Genomic DNA, 15,944 nt, shown 5'->3' on the forward strand with positions numbered 1-15,944 from the left:
GCCATGAGCCGTAAGGCCGTCTTCATCACCGGGGCCGCCCGCGGCATCGGCCGCGCCACCGCCGAGCACTTCGCCTGCGCCGGCTATTTCGTCGGCCTGTACGACATCGACGCCCACGGCGCCGCCCGCACCGCCAAGGAAATCGCCGCCACCACCGGCGAGGACACCACCACCTCCAGCGCACTGGACGTGGCCGACCCCGCCGCCTGGCAGGCCTGCCTGGAGCAGTTCCGGGCAGCATCCGGCGGGCGGCTGGACGTGCTGGTCAACAACGCCGGCATCCTCACCACCGGCGACTTCGCCGAGGTGCCCCTGGCCCGGCATGCCGCCATCGTGGAGGTCAACTTCAAAGGCATGCTCAACGGCTGCCACACCGCCTTTCCGTACTTGAAGCGCACCCCGGGTTCGGTCGTGGTCAACCTGTGCTCGGCCAGCGCCATGTACGGCGTACCGGGCCTGGCCACCTATTCGGCGACCAAGGCCGCAGTCCGCTCCCTGACCGAGGCCCTGGACCTGGAATGGTCACGTCAGGGCATCCGGGTGTGCGATGTGCTGCCGACCTTCGTGACCACCGACATGGGTGCGGCGTCCATGCCCGGCACCCGCATCAAACGGCTCTCGGGCAGCCTGACGGCCGAGCAGGTGGCCAAGGCCGTGCTCACCGCGGCCGAGCATCGGCCCCGGCTGCCTCACCCCCACCGCACCGTCGGCCGCCGAACCCAGGCCACCGCCGTGCTCAACCGGCTGCTCCCCTCCTGGGTGACCCGCGAGATGTTCAACAGACTCTCCTGCTGAGCCGCATCCGCACCCCGGAATACCGAGCAATATCCCGATCAGGAGACCCCCGATGGCCCCGACCCCCACCGCCGTGCTCAAGCGGCTCAACCCCCTGCCCTCCGCACCCCCCGTCGCCCCTCCGGCCCAGGCCCACCCGCTGGCCATCCCCGTTCCGGAGGCCGTCGAGCTGGGCGCGCCGATCACCACCTTGGAGCGCATCCACCGCACCGAGGGCGGCCCCGGTGCGGCCCTGCGGATCGCCCGCACCGCCGCGACCGACTTCAAACGCGAGTTCACCGCCACGGGCACCCCCGCGCACGTGTCCACCCACGATCTGGTCACGCTGCCGTACCCGACCAAGTTCGGGCTGTGGCGCGCCCCGGCCTCCCCCTCGCCGTTCTTGTTCATCACCAACCGGTTGGTGATCGTGCGCTGGACCGACTCCGACGGCCGACGCCGGACCCTGCTGTGGGAGCCCAGCGACACCGGGCTGGGTGGCAACACCCCCTACTTCGCCGCCCTGCAGGCCCGCACCCCCAAGCCGCTGCTGGACACCATGGTCCACTTCAAGGCCACGGCGCTCGAGCGCCTCGCGGAGGTGGGCATCGATACGGCCGAGGTGGACTATGTGGCCTTCGACCACCTGCACACCCAGGACGTGCGCCACCTCATCGGCACCATCAAGCCGCAGGCCGACATCTCGCCGAACGCACCGGTGGCGGCCTGGCTGCCGAAGGCCAAGCTGGTGGTGCAGCGCACCGAGCTGGAGGCCATGCGGGACCTGCACCCGCTGCAGCGGCCGTGGTATCAGCCGGACACCTACGTCGATCTGGACCCCGAGCGGATCCTGCCCATCGACGGCGACCGGCTGCTGGCCCCCGGGGTGGCCATCATCCGCACCCCTGGGCACGCCACCGGCAACCAGACCCTGGTCCTCAACACGGGCACCGGGGTGTGGGCGCTGTCGGAGAACATGATCGCCACCGAGTGCCTCACGCCCGAGCACAGCAAGATCCCCGGCGTTAAGGGCTGGGCCCGCACCTGGGGCCAAGAGGTGATCATCAACGCCAACGTGCTGGAGACCATCGCGACGCAGTACAACTCCTGCGTGGTGGAGAAGACCCTGGTCGACCGCTCCCAGCGTGACAGCCGGTTCCTGCAGTTCTTCCCCACCAGCGAGCTGACCGCCCGGCCGGTGTTCAGCCCCGGGACCAGCCCGACCTTCGTCCACGGCAGCCTGCACCACGGTACGTGATACACATCTTCACCACCGGCGGACGAGTTCATCGAGCACACACGGTTGCGCGCCCCGGAATGATGAGGTCGCGGGATGGACCTCCTCGCCGACCGCCGACGCAGGTGGTGGCCGGCGACATCAGCACCCCTGGGGCTTGGCCGGACCACGCCGCCGGCTGCAATCCGGTCGTACACACCGCCGCGGTGGTCTCCAACGCCGTCGACCTGGACGCCTGTTGGCGGATCAACGTGCTGGGCACTCGCAACGTGGTGGAGGCGGCCGCACGCGGCGAGGCCGGGTCACCTACCGCCAGCACGGCAGGAGAAGTAGCTCATGCCCCTCAGTCTGAAAGAGGAGGCCACGGCGGTCAGGCGGAGAAACGACATGCTGCCGGAACTGCGAGTTTGACTCGATCACCCGGCCGTCACCTGGCTACTGGAAAGGCACGGCTCGCCGACCGCCCTCCGCAAAGCCGGACGACGCAGACTCATGGAGCTGATCCGTCCCAAGGCCCCGCGGATGGCCGAGCGGTTGATCGACGAGGTTTTCGCCGCCCTCGACGAGCAGACCGTGGTGGTCCCGGGCACCAGCACGCTCGACCTCGTCGTTCCCCCTGGCTCGTTCTCTGGCAGCCGTTCACCAGCAGCGACGCTCTCTTGAGGGGCAGATCGCAAGCCTGCTGGAAGCTCACCCTCTTTCCCAGGTCCTGACTTCGCTGCCAGGGTCGCGGCCAGGACCGCCGCTGTTCTGCTGGTCACCGTCGGCGACGGCACCAACTTCCCCAGCGCCGCTCGCCTGGCCTCCTATCCCGGCCTGGCGCCCACCACCAAGTCCTCAGGCACTCGATCCACGGTGAACACGCACCCCGAAGGGGCAACCGCCAGCTCAAGAGAGCGATGTTCCTCTCCGCGTTCGCCGCCCTCCACGACCCGGCCTCCCGCAGCTATTACGACCAGTGCCGAGTCTGCGGCAGGACCCATGCCCAGGCCCTGCTCCGCCTGGCCCGGCACCGCATCAGCGTCCTGTTCGCCATGCTCCGCGACGGCACCCTCTACGAACACCGAACCCCAAGGTCCGTGAGACTCTGCAGCCCACACGCATGGGCAACTACGGAGAACACGTGACACTCCAGGAACTGATCGGCCAGCTGACCGAAGCGGACCTGGCCGAAACAGACGACGACCTGACCGTCTTCGCCAGCGAACCTTGGACCGCCGACAGCGACGCTACAGCCACCCCCAACCCCGACGACATCGCCCGGCCGGACCCACAGGGCCGGACCTATCTCCTGGAGATCTCCTTGATCCACGACGTCCTAGAGACCTGGAGCGCTCACCACGCCGGCGCCCGGCCCTCACCACAACAAGCCTGCGAGGCGGTCATCTACTACGCCGAACACGACGCCTACCTCATCCCGGACGACAACCCGGCTTGACCAAGAACATAGAGGCACCCCCCCGCGATGGAGCAGCCAAGCTGTACGTCGGCGGCCTGCGGACCTTTCATGGGTTCACCGGACGGCCGGTAGCGGAAGAACGGACGCCGGCCGATACCCAAAACGAGCAGCATCGCCGGCGTCCAGCAGGGACTGCATGAGTTGCAAGCTCCCCCACAGCCAGATGTCCTTGCCGCTCTGTTCCTTGAGCTCCCGGACGGTGGCGGCCGGGTCACGCGTCACGGTCGCGGCGGGGGAGTCGCCCCAAGGTGCCTTCTCCAGCTTCGACGAGGCCACGAACTTGGTGAGGTTGTTGAGCTTGTCGCCGTACTCACCCTGCTCCTCAGCGTACGCCCAGCCCGTGGACTGGGCGTAGGTGTTCGCGCCGAGAACCAGCGTGTCGACCGCGTCGATAAGCCCCATCACCCTTGCCTTGAACGCAGGATCGGTCTTTTCGGAAAAGGGCTCCACTGACACGAAGCTGAGCCCGCCGTCCTCCTCCGCAGCGATGCCGTCGACGGTGACCCACTGCTGGACTATGAGTTTTCGCATTACTGACCGTACCTTTCGAGTATCTGTCGGCTGAGCATGTCCGCCGGTACGGAGACTTCATGACGGACCCGACGCCGGAGGAACTGCAGCGGTTCTTCTTCTGGACGAGGCCGGTTCATGGCCGCTGGTGCCCCTGGGACGGAGTCGGCACCGCGTTCTCGACATCCTCCAGGGCTCGTGCCCCCAGATCTCGTCAGCGATCATGCCGCTGCGCGTGGGTGCTGCGCATACTGGTGCCGCTGCTGACATCCGAGCCGTACACGCGCAGCGTGATCGCGACCGCATCACCGGTGTTGCGGACCTGGTGGATGTCGCCGGGCGGGGTGACGCCGTCGTGATGACCGAGGAAAGTCGATCGAGACCGTTCTCTGTGGTCGAAATGATCGCTCTAGAGGTAGTGGCCGCTGGCGAGGTGGGGAGGGTTCTGGCATGCCGCACAGTGCCAGGTAGCCCTGTTGGGGGAGGTCGACGCGGACGGCCAGGCCGATGTCTATGGCCCGGTGGTTGGCGGTGATGATGCAGTTGACCAGTGTCTGGCCTTGTGTGGAGGCGAGAGCCTCCCACAAAAGTGTTTCGGCGGTTGCGATGTCTGCGGCGGCACGTGCTTGGGCGGAAATGCAGGTCTTCGTTACCGGCGAGGACCGCCGCCCTACTCTGCGGGCCGAACTGGACCTCGGCTCGAGGAGGGCGGGGTTACTGATCAGGCTCACTCACGGCCCGATGGCGCTGACCGAGATCGCGGAAACCGCGACGTCGATCCCCCTGCCGCCACCATCGCCGTGAAGCAGTTCCAACGGCGTGGACTCGTTCGGAGGGACCGCACTCCGAGGACAACCGCCGAAAGCTCGTCCACCTCACCGACGCCGGACTGGAGGCAGCCAATAGGCGCATTCCTGCTCTCAGGCGCGCTGGCGTTCGGCTCGCTGCCGGATCAGCTCCTCGACCGGGCTCGGCAGAGTCGTCTCGAAGTCGATCAGCTTTGCCCAGGTCGGGGTCACGACGATCCGGACCATGCCGTCGTGGTAGAGCGAACGGATCTCTTTCTCCCACTCGACCCGTTGCTCGGGCGTCATCTCATAGGTGCTGGTCGACTGGAGATACTCGTCCGGGATGCCGTCGACGTAGTCCAGCTCGGCCCGGCCGCGGATCAGCAAGATCTTGGGCGGGTGCACCTCGGTGTCGATCGTCAGGGCGACCATCGGGTTCTCGCTCAGGGCCTGAAGCTTCGGAGCGTTCTTCGGGGTGCACACGACGATCTCCGAGCCGTTCCAGGCAAAGATGATCGGGATATTGCGGGGTGTGCCGTCCTTGGCGACGTAGGCCAAGCGGGTCATGTCGCGAGCCAGCAGTTCCTGACTGAGCGGCCGGTTCAGAACCTCGGTGATCTCGTTCGGTTGCACGGTTTCCTCCTATTGTCGTTCTCAGTCCACCCAGTGGATCGTTCTGGCGGGTCGCCGGTCGCGGGTCGGCCGCGACGGGCCGTCAGCCGAGCTCCTCGGCCAGTGCGACGACGATGCCCTGGGGGCCGCGGATGTAGCAGAGCCGGTAGCTGTCCTCGTACTGCCCCACATCCCCGGCGAGTTCGGCGCCGTGGGCGAGCAGGCGGGCGATGGCGTCGTCGATGGCGTCGACCCTGAACATGATGCGGCGAATGCCCAGCGTGTTCGCCGGAGCGTCTTTCGGCACGCCGCTGATCGCCTTCGGCGTGTGGTGCTTCGCCAGCTCGATCCGCCGGTGGCCGTCCGGGGTCCGCATCATCGCGATGTCGACTCGTTGGTCGTCGACGATCTTGCCGATATTGTCCTCCGCCGAATCGTCATGCTGGCCTTCGTTCTTTGGGCGTACGGCGCGCTCATTTGGTGGCTTCGGTCGGGAGATCGTAGAAGCGGCGGACGCTGGAGCCGACGCGGCGCAGGTCGGTTCCGTAGATGTGCAGGGAGATGGCGGTGTCGTCGCTGATGTTGCGGACGCGGTGGATATCGCCGGGCGGGGCGAAGCCGCTGACCTCGCCGGTCCGGTTGGCCTTGCTGCCTACCTCGGTAAGGGTGGTGCCGTCCTCGGAGAGCTCGTACAGATCCTCGTGCTCCACGCCGGCCAGGACGCCGAACACGCACCAGGTCACGTGGTCGTGGACACGGGTCAGCGCGCCGGGCCGCCAGACGATCGCCACCATCGAGAACGATCCGTCCGGCTCCACGTGCAGGCGATGGCTGCTTGAGGTGCCGCGCTCGCCGACGAGCGGACCCGCGGTGAGCAGTTCGGGTGGCGGCAGGTGCTCGTGCAAGGCCTCGGCCACGTATGACGCGGTGTCGCGCCAGCCGGCCTCGCGGGCGACGGCTCCGCGTACTGCGGTGATCAGTTCGTCCAGCTCCACGGTGGAGCGCACGGCTAGGGTGTTCATGGTGTCTCCCTTCCGGGTGTGCTCCCAGCGTCCGCCCCGGGGGGACCTGTGGTCATCCGTGCTGACCGCAGAGCACCACGGATGCCACCACGGAAAGGGGACCGGTGGCGGAGCGAATATCAGAGCGGGAAGCCGAGGTGCTGGCCGCGCTTGGCGCGCGGCTGTCCAACGCGCAGATCGCGCGTCGGCTGCACATTTCCGTGCGCACGGTGGAGAGCCACGTGTCGTCGCTGCTGCGCAAATACGGCATGGCCGACCGGTGGGCGCTGGCGGAGCTGGCCCGCTCCACGGAGCGGGAACCGGGTCCTGTCGTCGGCCTTCCGGTGGCCGGCACGACGTTCGTGGGCCGCGACGCCGAGTGCGCCGCCGTACTGGCCGCGCTCGAGGAGGCCCGTCTGGTGACGCTGCTGGGTCCGGGCGGCGTGGGCAAGACCCGGCTGGCCGCGGTGGCCGCCGAGAACGCCGTCGCGTCGTTCCCGTCCGGCGGCGGGTTCGTGGACCTGGTGCCGGTACGTGACGGGTTCGTGGCCCGCGCGGTCGCGACCACGCTCGGGGTCACTGAGGGCTCGCATCAGCCGCTGGACGAGGCGGTCGCGGCGCGGCTGGGTACGGGGCGGTCGCTGCTCGTCCTGGACAACTGCGAGCATGTGATCGACGAGGCGGCCGCGTTCGCGGAGCGCATCCTGGCCGCCTGCCCGGGCACCCGCGTACTGGTGACCAGCCGGGAACGGCTCGGCGTCCCGGGTGAACGCAGCGTGCCGGTCGCGCCGCTGCCGCTGGGTTCGGACGCTGAGCGGCTGTTCCACGACCGGGCGCTGAGCGCCGACCCGGAGTTCGTGGCGGAGCCCGCGGTGATCGCGGACCTGTGCGCGCGGCTGGACGGCATGCCCTTGGCGATCGAGCTGGCCGCGGCGCGGGGCGCGTCGCTGGGCGCCACAGGGCTGCTCGCCGCCTTGGAGGACGCGCTGCGGCTGCTGTCGGGCGGGCGCGGCGGCGACGAGCGGCACCGGTCCCTGCGCGCGGTGCTGTCCTGGAGCTATGACCTGCTCGGCGAGGAGGAGCAGGCGCTGTTCCGTCGGCTCGGGGTGTTCGTCGGAGCATTCGACATCGACGCCGCGGCCGCCATCGGCGGGGACCGGGCGAGCGTCGCGGACCTGCTCGGCCAGCTGGTGGACAAGAGCCTCGTGGTGCACGTGCGCGGCCGGGTCAGCCGATGGCGCCTGCTGGAGACCGTACGAGCCTTCGCGCTGGCCGAGATGACGGCCGCGGGCGAGGAGGACAAAACCAGGGCGCACCACCTTCGCTGGGCCGCCGACGCGGCGTCCGCCACCGAGGGCAGGCTCGGTGCCCCCGCGTGGCGGGAGGACTTCGACGCCATGGCCGCGGATCTGCGGGCCGCGCTGGCCGCATCCGGCGGTCCGGGCGAGGTGACGCATCGGCTGGCGAGCGCACTGGCACACCTGACTTTCGCCCGCCGGCACCTGCTGGAGTCCTTCGCGCACCACCGGACCGCCGCCGCGGTCGCGCCGGACGCGGCCTCGGCGGCACGTGATCTGCGCGCGGGAGCCGGATGCGCGCACGTGAGCACCACGTCCAACCAGCACGTGTACGAACTGCTGCTGGAGGCGGCTGAACAGGGGCTGCGGGCCGGGGACGACCGCGGCCGGGCAATCGACCTGGCCCGCGCGGTCGAGACCGCGTGCCGGTTCCCCGAGGCGTTCGAGACCGGCATACCGCACGAGCGCCTGCGCGGCCTCCTCGACGACGCGGTCGCGGCCGGGCCCGGTGACGATCCGGAGGTGGCGGCGTGCGTGGCCGTGGCCCGCGCGTGGCTGGCCGGCCCGGCCAAGGGCGCGCCGGACCCCGAGCTCGCCTCGGCCGCCGTCGCCGCCACCCGGGTGACCGCGGATCCAGTACTGATCAGCTCCGGGCTGGGCGCGGCGGCGACCGCGGCACTGCACGCCGGACGGCTGCGGGAGGCCAACCGCATCACCCGGGAACGTCTGCGGCTGCTGCCGTCCATGGACGGCGACGACCCGTACTGCGCGCCCGAGATCTGCAACACCTACGGCCGGGCCTGCATCTACGCGATCATGGCCGGCGACCTGCGCGGCGCGATGGCCGCGGCACGGGCCGGCATCGAGGACGACCTGCTGAGCGACACCCACATCACCGCCAGCCGTCTGGTCCAGCCGCTCGTGCTGACCGGCCGGTTCCGCGACGCGATCAGATACGCCGAACGGATGTGGGACCAGTGGGAACGCGCCGGACGGCCAGCCCCGCTGTGGATGCTCCCGGCCGTCTGCACAACGGTGCTGGCGTCCGCGATGGTCGAGGAAGACGTCGCGCTGTGGCGATCCCGCGCCGCGGAGGTGGCCGGCGGCACGCTCGGCACAGCCGCGGTCGCGGCGTTCGTCGACGCCCGCCTCGCCCTCCACGACGGCCAATACGACGCCGCCGCCCCCCTCGTACGCCACGCCTTCGCCGTCAACGCGCCGCTGGACCCGTACCTGGCGTACGCCCGGGCGGCGGGCGCGGAACTGGCCGTGGCGGCGGACATGCCCGACGCCGCGGCCCTGCTGGCGGCCGCCACCCCGCTCGCCGAGGAGAACGCCTGGACAGCGGCCTGCCTCGCCCGAGCCCGCGGACGCCTCCACAAAGACAGTTCCGAGCTGGCCCGCTCCATCAAAGCGTGGGAACACCTGGACGCCCAAGCCGAACAAGCCCACACAGAAACCCTGCGAGCCCAACCTTAACGATCTTGTTCCGCGAGCCAGACCACACCGAAGGCGAAGACCGTCGCCGACCGGCGCGACAGGTGAGGGTCTCGCGCTCGGAACTCGGGTCACCGCCGCGAGGAGCCCGAAGAGCATCAGGCCGCCCCTTCCGGGTCCAGGCTGTCTACAGGAATTCCGGGCACCGCCTGGCCCGCAAGATCTGCCACGGCGGCAACGGCCCGATCCGCCAAGCTTGCCTGAAGGACGAGCAGACCAACTGGCGGCGCTCGGCCTGGTCGTCAACGCCGTCGCCCTGTAGAACTCCCGCTACCTGTCGGCGGCCGGGGTGCTGGCCGCCGCGGGTGGCCCTGGTGTGCGTCGGGCGGCGGGGCGCAGGATGGCGGCGATGCTGGTGGCGGGGCCGGTGACCAATGTGATCGGCAAGCGGGTGATCGGCCGGTCCGGCAGCCCCCGGTTGCGGGGTCGGCGGCCGGGCCGGTGCCTGAGTCGGGGGCGTTTCCGTCCGGGCCTACGGCTGCCGCCATCGCTTTCGCTGCAGCGGTGGTCGCGGCAGCGCCTATCCCTGGTGTGCCGGTGGCCAGGTTGGCCGTGGTCGCCTATGCACGCGTGTATACCGGCGCGCTATCCGAGCGGCATCGGCGCCGGCTCCGGTGCGGGTCCGGCCGGAACGCTGACCGCAGGTCGCGCTAGGAACGGCCCCTTTCAGCCTCTTGTTCTCAGCCCTCTTGCTTGCGGCGGTATTTGTCCAGGTCCCAGGTTTAGGCCTTTCAGGTCGGGCACGCCCAGAGACACCCCAAGTGCAATGAATCAAACCCATGATTGGGAGCTCGACCAGGGAGCGGGAGGTGAACCGCGATGAGTTCGGTGCGGCCCTCGGCGCAGGCGAACGCCCAAGAGCGCGCCGCCCAGGCACACACCGCGCACCCGACAGGGACGTCCTCATCGACGGTCGCGGAGCAGGGCACCGGTGAGCTGATCAAGCAGGCCACTCAGCAGTTGCCGGACCTGGTGCGGGCGGAGCTGCGGCTGGCGGTGGCCGAGATCAAGGACAAGGGCACGCACGCCGGCAAGGGCGTCGGGCTGTTCGGCGGTGCCGGGCTGGTGGCCCTGTACGGAGCGGCGCCGTGGTCGCGGCGGTGATCGCTGCGCTGGCGCTGGTGCTGCCGGTGTGGGCCGCCGCACTCATCGTTGCCGGCGTGCTGTTCACCGTCGCCGCGGTGCTGGCGATGATCGGCCGCACGCAGACCGCGCAGGCCACGCCACCGGTACCGCGGCAGGCCGCCCAGAGCGTCAAGCAGGACATCACCACCATCACCGAAAGGGCACACCGATGACCGCACAGGACCGCCCCGGCACTCCCGGCACCCCAGGCACGGCCAGCGGTACCGGGGCCGGTACCGACAAGCCGGCCTCGGTGACCATCGCCGACACCGGCCAGCCGCAGGCCGGACCACGCTCGACCGCGGCGGCTTCCACCGAGGAGCCTCAGGCCGAGCTGCGGGCCGACATCGAACGCACCCGCGAGGATCTGGGTGACACCGTCGAGGCACTGGCCGCCAAGACCGACATCAAGGCCCGCGCCACGGACAAGGCCCACGAGCTCAAACAGGCCGCGACGACGACATCGCGGCACAAGTTGCACGCCGTCGGTGGCAAGGTCGCCCCGGCCGCACGGCAGGCCCGCGACAAGGCCGGTCAGTTTGGCGCCAAGGCGCGCCAGGCCACCACCTCCGACGATGGCGCCGAGCAGGCCCGCCGGGCCGGCACGGTAGTGATCATTGGCGCGGCCATGGTCGCCGCCGGGGTGCTGGTGTGGCGGGTACGCCGTGCCCGCCGGGCCCCTGCCACCATGCCCGAGCGGCTGCGCGCCAAAGCGGCTGAGCTCAGCGCCGCTGTGAAAGACAGCGACCTCTCCGCGCAGGCTGCTATGCGTGGCCAAGCCGCCGTAGCCGGGCTCACCTGCGGTATCCGCAACGCCACCAGCGCCCCGAGCATCAATCCCCGTCTTCAAGGGGCCGTAGCCGCCGCGACCGTCCTGATGGTCACTGCACGCCTGCGCCGCCGGAGCCGCTCACGCGAGGAGTGAGGAGCAATGAAGATCATTTATAAGGTGCTGTCGCTGCTGTTCAGCGTGCTCGGCGGGTTGCTGGCCGGGGTGCTGTTCAAACAGGCCTGGAAGTTGGCCGCGGGAGAAGACGACGCTCCCGACGCCGACGACCCCGACCGCAGCTGGCGCGAGGTACTCATCGCCGCGGCCATCCAGGGCGCGATCTTCGCGCTGGTGAAAGCGGCCACCCAGCGTGCCGGCGCCCAGGCGGTCCGCAGGACGACCGGGCGCTGGCCCGCCGACGAAGACTGATCCCATAACTGACCCGCGACTGACCCCGCGCCCGCCCAAGGAATGGGCCACGGCCTGGGAGAGGTGATTCATGATGGCCAAACACACCACGACACCGCGCACGTCCCGGCCCGCGCCGGAAGCTCCCACCGCCCTGCCGACCACCTCGTGGTGGGGCGCGGTCAAACGCAGTTTCGCCGAGTTCAAAGACGACAACCTCGCCGACTGGGCCGCCGCCCTCACCTACTACGGCGTCCTATCGATCTTCCCCGCCATGCTGGTCGTGGTGTCCCTGGTCGGACTCGGCGGCCAGCAGGTCTCCCAGGACCTGATCACCAACGTCGGGCAGATGGCTCCCGGATCGGTCAAACAAGTCCTGGTCAACGCCCTCACCGAACTGCAACGCGGCCAAGGCGGCGCTGGCCTGGTGGCGCTGCTCGGCCTGGCCGCCGCGCTGTGGTCGGCGTCGGGCTATGTGGCGGCGTTCATGCGCGCCTCCAACGCCGTCTACGACGTGCCCGAAGGCCGTCCGATCTGGAAGACCCTGCCGATCCGCGTCGCGGGTCACCCTGGTCACCCTGGTGCTGCTGGCCGCCTCCGCGATCGCGGTGGTGATCTCCGGGCCGCTGGCGCAGAAAGCCGGCGACATCATGGGTCTCGGATCGGCCGCAGTGACGACCTGGAACATCGCCAAATGGCCCGTGCTGCTGCTGGTGGTCAGCTTCCTGTTCGCGCTGCTGTACTGGGCCTCCCCCAACGCCAAACACGGCTTCAAATGGGTCACCCCCGGCGGCATCCTCGCCCTGGCCCTCTGGCTGATCGCCTCGGCCGGTTTCGCCTTCTACGTCGCCAACTTCTCCTCCTACAACAAGACCTACGGCAGCCTCGCCGGACTGATCATCTTCCTGGTCTGGCTATGGATCACCAACATCGCCATCCTGCTCGGCGCCGAACTCAACGCCGAACTCGAACGCGGCCGCGCCATCGCCGCCGGACACCCCGAACAACACGAGCCCTACGTCGAACCCCGCGACACCCGAAAGATCGACGACGACCGACGCGACAACGACCTGGGCGCCACCTGACCGTTCCAGCCCTCAGCGGTGTTCCCTCGGCCCGGCAGGAGAAGATCTTCAACGCCCCGACCTGCCCTTCGTAACCCGCCAGGCACCATCAACTGTCCAAAGATGTCCCCACCGGGCGGACGATGCGGAAACCCCAGCCACAGCGATTCCCCAAGTCCGAGACGGACAGGCAAAGTAGCGTGCGCGCACCACTGGCCCTCTTCCCTGGGAAGAGTCGCCCGTCGGAAGCTCACTGGACAGCGATCGATCCTCGACAAGGCCAACAGCCTCACCGGGTCATCGGACGCACACATCACGGCCAGATTGCGGAATCGCATCCTTATCTTGAGTGGCGGGTAACACTCGCAGCGACAACGTCAACCCGGTTTCGAACGACTCGTCCGGGACCGGTTTGAGCAGTGGCCGCTCGACGGCCAGGTGCTCGCCGATGGTCCGTGGCCGGGCACCGATCCGGCGTGCCTCGTCCTCGATGTCCCACTGGTCGACCAGCGCGTTGAGCTCGGCGAGGGAGCTCACCTCCGGGACTGGGACCAGGTGGTTGCGGCGGAACCAGCCGATTGTCGCCTTCCACTCCGCCCTTCGTGCGCGCCGTCGGGGCCTGGGCGGCCGGCCGCGATGATTCCGCCCCGGCGTATTCCGGCCGTGCCCCCTCCGAACCGGTGAAGATCACCGGTTCGGCGTGCGCGCCGTCAACACCCACTTGGTGAAGACGGGAAAGGTGCAGGCGATGTGGGTGGCGGGGCTGCCGCGATCCCGTCAGTGCAGCTCGGCGCGCTGCCCGTCGAGTTTGGTCTTGACCTGTTGGCGCAGAGGGCCTTTGACGGGTTGGGAGTGGGCGTACTCCTTGGTGATGTGCTCCAGGTCGGCGGTGGAGACTTTGATGGTGTGCTCTTCGGGGTCCAGCGGGGTGGTGAGCAAGTTTTCCTCGGGTGCGGGGTTGGCGTGTCCCGCGGCGATGATCATGCGGGGTCCGGACCGGCCGGTGGTGACGTAGGCGACGATGACGCTGCCATAGGTGAAGCGTTCGGGGTCGGTCGGATCGGGTTGTTCGTCTTCGCCGTCGGTGGAGGCGTCGGGTGGATCGGCCAGGGTTTGGGTGAGGTGGTCCAGTTGGTCGTCGCTCAGGCGGTCGGCCAGCTTGGCGATCACTTCTTCGCGTAGTTCGACGATCGGGGAGACGCAGGTGGTGAAGGCGAACGGTTCCTGGGTGCGCCACATCCCCGGCTTGTTCAGGACGTGGGCCCAGGCGGTGAACCATTTGGTGTCGTCGGTCGGAAGCGGTGTCTTCTTGGTGGTGGCGAGAGTGGCCAGCAGCACAGTGTTGTAGGTGTCCTCCCATTGCTGGTCGGTGATCTGGGGGTCGAACACCAGCAGCACGGCGTCGGCCAGGATCACCAGCGGTGCCGTTTCCCGTACCGCTGGGGTCGTCGGGCCGGTGCTGGAAGCTGTGCCGGTTGCGGGCACAGCGCCGATGGTGGCGCTGGTGGGTGGGTGTGTGGACATGGTCGTCCCTTCCTGTTGGGTTGCGCTGGCGCTGACAAGACGGCGGCAGCGGCGGGTGATGACCAGCGTGGCGGTGGCGGCGCACAGGACGGTGGTGTCAGATCTGCAGGTCCTGCAGGCCCTGCTCCGCGTTGGCGGCCAGGGCCTGTTCCACTCGCTGTCGCTGCGTGGCGTACTCGCGGCGGTCCAGGCGGCGGATGCCGTAGGAGGTCGACACCACGGTGGTGGCTTCCCGGATGGTGTGGAACAGCCCGTTGGTGACGTGCTCTTGGGTGTCGTACCAGAAGTTCACCATGTGGAAGACCGGGCCGTTGGCCTGGTGATCGACGTGGGTGAGATAGAAGCAGCCTCGGCGGGCACCGCTGGGCGCGGTGCCGAATCGTGCCAGGGCCGGGTTGCCGGAGGTGCGGGCCTGTCCGAGGCGGGCCAGGGCTCGGTCGACCAGGTTGTGCATCTGCGGCGCCGATCCGGGGATGGCGGCGAACCTTTGGCGGATGATCTGGTCGACTTCCAGCGGTCCGGCCGGTCGGTCCCACTTGGCGTTGCCGCTGAGGTACTCCCAGCCGACCTGGTCCAGGTACTGGCTGTGGTTTTCGAACCACTGCCGCGGGTCGCCGAAGATGTCACCGTAGGTATCAGCGCAGTTTTGGCCGTACAGCAGACTAGCGTCCACGTCGTGGCGGTCGCGGGCCTCAGCGGCCAGTCGCGCGGTGGTCACCACCGCGCCGGTGCGTCCCAGCACGCGCAACCGCGCGGTGGCCGCGACGGCGCCGGGCATCGGGCGGCCCGGCCGACGTTGGGTGTGGGGCGGGTTCATGGGCACCTCATTTCACCAAGGGGTGGAACCGACCGGCAGTAGGTACTGCTGGAGCATCAGCTACGAGGGAAGCCTTACGGATCACAGGCTGCTCGGCGGGTGGTGCGGTGCCGGTCGCCTCGGTGGAGGCCTGGCACCGCACCGGTCGGCAGCCGGTCAGATCTCCAGTTTGTTCAGCTCATCTTCGGCGGCCTTGCCGAGCTTGATCCGCAGCAGCTCGCGTTGGGGCTTGCCGCTCTTGGGTTGCGGTTTGGTGAACAGGGCGGTGGACTGCTCCATCTCGGCGCTGGAATACCACACCCGGGTCTCCTGGGTGCGCCACTTGGCCACCAACAGGTTGGTGACGTTCTTGTCGGCCTTGAAGTAGAACGCCGACATCACGATCCGCGGCCCCGACTGGCCGGGGTAGGCGTACCCGATCGCAAGCTTGACCGCCTGGTCGCCGTCGTGCCCCCTGCCGAAAATGTTGGCCCTGGGGTCGCCCTTCTCGGCCAGCTTGACCAGCTTGTTGATGGCGTCAGCCACCGTGGTCCTGATGGCCGCGGCGTTGGGAAGGTTGCGGACGATCTGCTCCAGCACCTCCAGGGCGACCGAGTTCAGCGAGAAGGTCGCCTCACTGCTCTTGTACTCCTGGAACTCCAGCCCGTGGATCGTCCAGTAGCAGAGCTTGCCCATCACCTGCTTGTAGTTGCGGTACCACTCGGGCATCTGCGTTTCCTGGTCGTACCGCTTGTCGGAGTTGGCCTGCGCCAGCAAAGTGGACAGGTCCACATCGCTTTGCTGCTCGGCCGTCAGCTTCGGGTCGCTGACCAGGAGCATCCGGTTCTTGACCACCGTGGCGGTTTTGGCCTGGCCGTCGCCGGAGTAGACGACCGCCTCCGCATCGTCGAAACGCTCGCCTTGGCCGCCGGTGAACTCCGGCAGCTCCAGCGTCTGCAGCAGGCCCTCGGCCTCGCTCGCCGACGCGACATCGCTTTGGGTCATGTCTTTCCCTCTTTCGGCGATTTCCCGGCACATTGCAGCCGGGCTTCCGCGCCCACTCCTGCCCCGGCCGCAACATC

15 protein-coding genes and 4 pseudogenes are annotated in these 15,944 nt (G+C 68.9%); 11 read left to right on the plus strand and 8 right to left on the minus strand.

The window, feature by feature from the left end; genetic code table 11:
- Positions 1–3 precede the first annotated feature (3 nt).
- The 5 genes and pseudogenes from F8566_RS22075 (at position 4) to F8566_RS22095 (ending at position 3,449) form a co-directional block, all read left to right on the plus strand.
- On the plus strand, positions 4–795 hold the full coding sequence (locus F8566_RS22075; protein WP_151562781.1) for an SDR family oxidoreductase: 792 nt from the start codon (positions 4–6) through the stop codon (positions 793–795).
- 52 nt (positions 796–847) lie between these two features.
- The gene (locus tag F8566_RS22080; RefSeq protein ID WP_151562782.1) at positions 848–2,032 is read left to right on the plus strand and encodes an MBL fold metallo-hydrolase; all 1,185 of its coding nucleotides are present in this window, start codon (positions 848–850) and stop codon (positions 2,030–2,032) included.
- A 62-nt stretch (positions 2,033–2,094) separates the two neighbouring features.
- Positions 2,095–2,301: pseudogene (locus F8566_RS53020) on the plus strand (SDR family oxidoreductase); the annotation flags it as partial.
- Between the two features lie 121 nt (positions 2,302–2,422).
- A pseudogene (locus F8566_RS22090) lies at positions 2,423–3,138 on the plus strand (transposase); the annotation flags it as partial.
- Positions 3,135–3,449, plus strand: coding sequence for a hypothetical protein (locus tag F8566_RS22095; protein WP_151562784.1), 315 nt, complete (start codon positions 3,135–3,137; stop codon positions 3,447–3,449). The pseudogene F8566_RS22090 and the gene F8566_RS22095, both read left to right, overlap by 4 nt.
- Positions 3,450–3,524: 75 nt before the next feature.
- Here F8566_RS22095 and F8566_RS22100 read toward each other — a convergent pair whose 3' ends face one another.
- The 4 genes from F8566_RS22100 to F8566_RS22120 form a co-directional block, all read right to left on the minus strand.
- On the minus strand, positions 3,525–4,001 hold the full coding sequence (locus tag F8566_RS22100) for a dihydrofolate reductase family protein (RefSeq protein ID WP_151562786.1): 477 nt from the start codon (positions 3,999–4,001) through the stop codon (positions 3,525–3,527).
- A gap of 899 nt (positions 4,002–4,900) precedes the next feature.
- Complete coding sequence (locus F8566_RS22110; protein WP_151562788.1) at positions 4,901–5,401, minus strand: pyridoxamine 5'-phosphate oxidase family protein; 501 nt, start codon at positions 5,399–5,401, stop codon at positions 4,901–4,903.
- A gap of 82 nt (positions 5,402–5,483) precedes the next feature.
- The gene (locus F8566_RS22115) at positions 5,484–5,759 is read right to left on the minus strand and encodes a VOC family protein (RefSeq protein WP_192809797.1); all 276 of its coding nucleotides are present in this window, start codon (positions 5,757–5,759) and stop codon (positions 5,484–5,486) included.
- A 94-nt stretch (positions 5,760–5,853) separates the two neighbouring features.
- Positions 5,854–6,402, minus strand: a complete 549-nt coding sequence (locus F8566_RS22120; RefSeq protein ID WP_151562790.1) for a cysteine dioxygenase family protein — start codon at positions 6,400–6,402, stop codon at positions 5,854–5,856.
- 104 nt (positions 6,403–6,506) lie between these two features.
- Between F8566_RS22120 and F8566_RS22125 the strand changes: the two genes are divergently transcribed.
- The 6 genes and pseudogenes from F8566_RS22125 (at position 6,507) to F8566_RS52670 (ending at position 12,563) form a co-directional block, all read left to right on the plus strand.
- Complete coding sequence (locus tag F8566_RS22125; RefSeq protein ID WP_151562792.1) at positions 6,507–9,158, plus strand: ATP-binding protein; 2,652 nt, start codon at positions 6,507–6,509, stop codon at positions 9,156–9,158.
- An 837-nt stretch (positions 9,159–9,995) separates the two neighbouring features.
- Positions 9,996–10,474, plus strand: a pseudogene (locus F8566_RS53025) (phage holin family protein).
- On the plus strand, positions 10,471–11,226 hold the full coding sequence (locus tag F8566_RS22135; RefSeq protein WP_151562793.1) for a DUF3618 domain-containing protein: 756 nt from the start codon (positions 10,471–10,473) through the stop codon (positions 11,224–11,226). The pseudogene F8566_RS53025 and the gene F8566_RS22135 overlap by 4 nt, the downstream one beginning before the upstream one ends.
- A 6-nt stretch (positions 11,227–11,232) precedes the next feature.
- Positions 11,233–11,499: a DUF4235 domain-containing protein gene (locus F8566_RS22140; RefSeq protein ID WP_151562795.1), complete on the plus strand. Its 267-nt coding sequence runs from the start codon at positions 11,233–11,235 to the stop codon at positions 11,497–11,499.
- Positions 11,500–11,572: 73 nt separating this feature from the next.
- A pseudogene (locus F8566_RS52665) lies at positions 11,573–11,974 on the plus strand (YihY/virulence factor BrkB family protein); the annotation flags it as partial.
- Positions 11,975–12,059: 85 nt separating this feature from the next.
- Positions 12,060–12,563, plus strand: a complete 504-nt coding sequence (locus tag F8566_RS52670) for a YihY/virulence factor BrkB family protein (RefSeq protein WP_318836431.1) — start codon at positions 12,060–12,062, stop codon at positions 12,561–12,563.
- A gap of 276 nt (positions 12,564–12,839) precedes the next feature.
- On the opposite strand, the gene F8566_RS22150 is transcribed toward F8566_RS52670, so the two are convergent.
- The 4 genes from F8566_RS22150 to F8566_RS22165 all read right to left on the minus strand — a co-directional run bounded on the left by F8566_RS22150 (position 12,840) and on the right by F8566_RS22165 (position 15,867).
- Positions 12,840–13,079: a hypothetical protein gene (locus tag F8566_RS22150; RefSeq protein WP_225993406.1), complete on the minus strand. Its 240-nt coding sequence runs from the start codon at positions 13,077–13,079 to the stop codon at positions 12,840–12,842.
- A gap of 240 nt (positions 13,080–13,319) precedes the next feature.
- A complete protein-coding gene (locus F8566_RS22155) occupies positions 13,320–14,066 on the minus strand; it encodes a hypothetical protein (protein ID WP_151562797.1) in 747 nt (248 codons plus the stop codon).
- A gap of 97 nt (positions 14,067–14,163) precedes the next feature.
- Entirely contained in the window at positions 14,164–14,883 is a 720-nt protein-coding gene (locus F8566_RS22160) for a hypothetical protein (protein WP_151562800.1), read from the minus strand.
- A 156-nt stretch (positions 14,884–15,039) separates the two neighbouring features.
- Positions 15,040–15,867, minus strand: coding sequence for a hypothetical protein (locus F8566_RS22165; protein ID WP_151562802.1), 828 nt, complete (start codon positions 15,865–15,867; stop codon positions 15,040–15,042).
- Positions 15,868–15,944: the final 77 nt, after the last annotated feature.

This window comes from Actinomadura rudentiformis (assembly GCF_008923185.1).
Classification (GTDB): domain Bacteria; phylum Actinomycetota; class Actinomycetes; order Streptosporangiales; family Streptosporangiaceae; genus Spirillospora; species Spirillospora rudentiformis.

Coding starts and splice junctions, on each gene's coding strand:
- F8566_RS22100 (WP_151562786.1), bottom strand. CDS start 4,001: ATGCGAAAACTCATAGTCCAGCAGTGGGTCACCGTCGACGGCATCGCT.
- F8566_RS22155 (WP_151562797.1), bottom strand. CDS start 14,066: ATGTCCACACACCCACCCACCAGCGCCACCATCGGCGCTGTGCCCGCA.
- F8566_RS22165 (WP_151562802.1), bottom strand. CDS start 15,867: ATGACCCAAAGCGATGTCGCGTCGGCGAGCGAGGCCGAGGGCCTGCTG.
- F8566_RS22075 (WP_151562781.1), top strand. CDS start 4: ATGAGCCGTAAGGCCGTCTTCATCACCGGGGCCGCCCGCGGCATCGGC.
- F8566_RS22115 (WP_192809797.1), bottom strand. CDS start 5,759: ATGATGCGGACCCCGGACGGCCACCGGCGGATCGAGCTGGCGAAGCAC.
- F8566_RS22120 (WP_151562790.1), bottom strand. CDS start 6,402: ATGAACACCCTAGCCGTGCGCTCCACCGTGGAGCTGGACGAACTGATC.
- F8566_RS22140 (WP_151562795.1), top strand. CDS start 11,233: ATGAAGATCATTTATAAGGTGCTGTCGCTGCTGTTCAGCGTGCTCGGC.
- F8566_RS22135 (WP_151562793.1), top strand. CDS start 10,471: ATGACCGCACAGGACCGCCCCGGCACTCCCGGCACCCCAGGCACGGCC.
- F8566_RS22080 (WP_151562782.1), top strand. CDS start 848: ATGGCCCCGACCCCCACCGCCGTGCTCAAGCGGCTCAACCCCCTGCCC.
- F8566_RS22160 (WP_151562800.1), bottom strand. CDS start 14,883: ATGAACCCGCCCCACACCCAACGTCGGCCGGGCCGCCCGATGCCCGGC.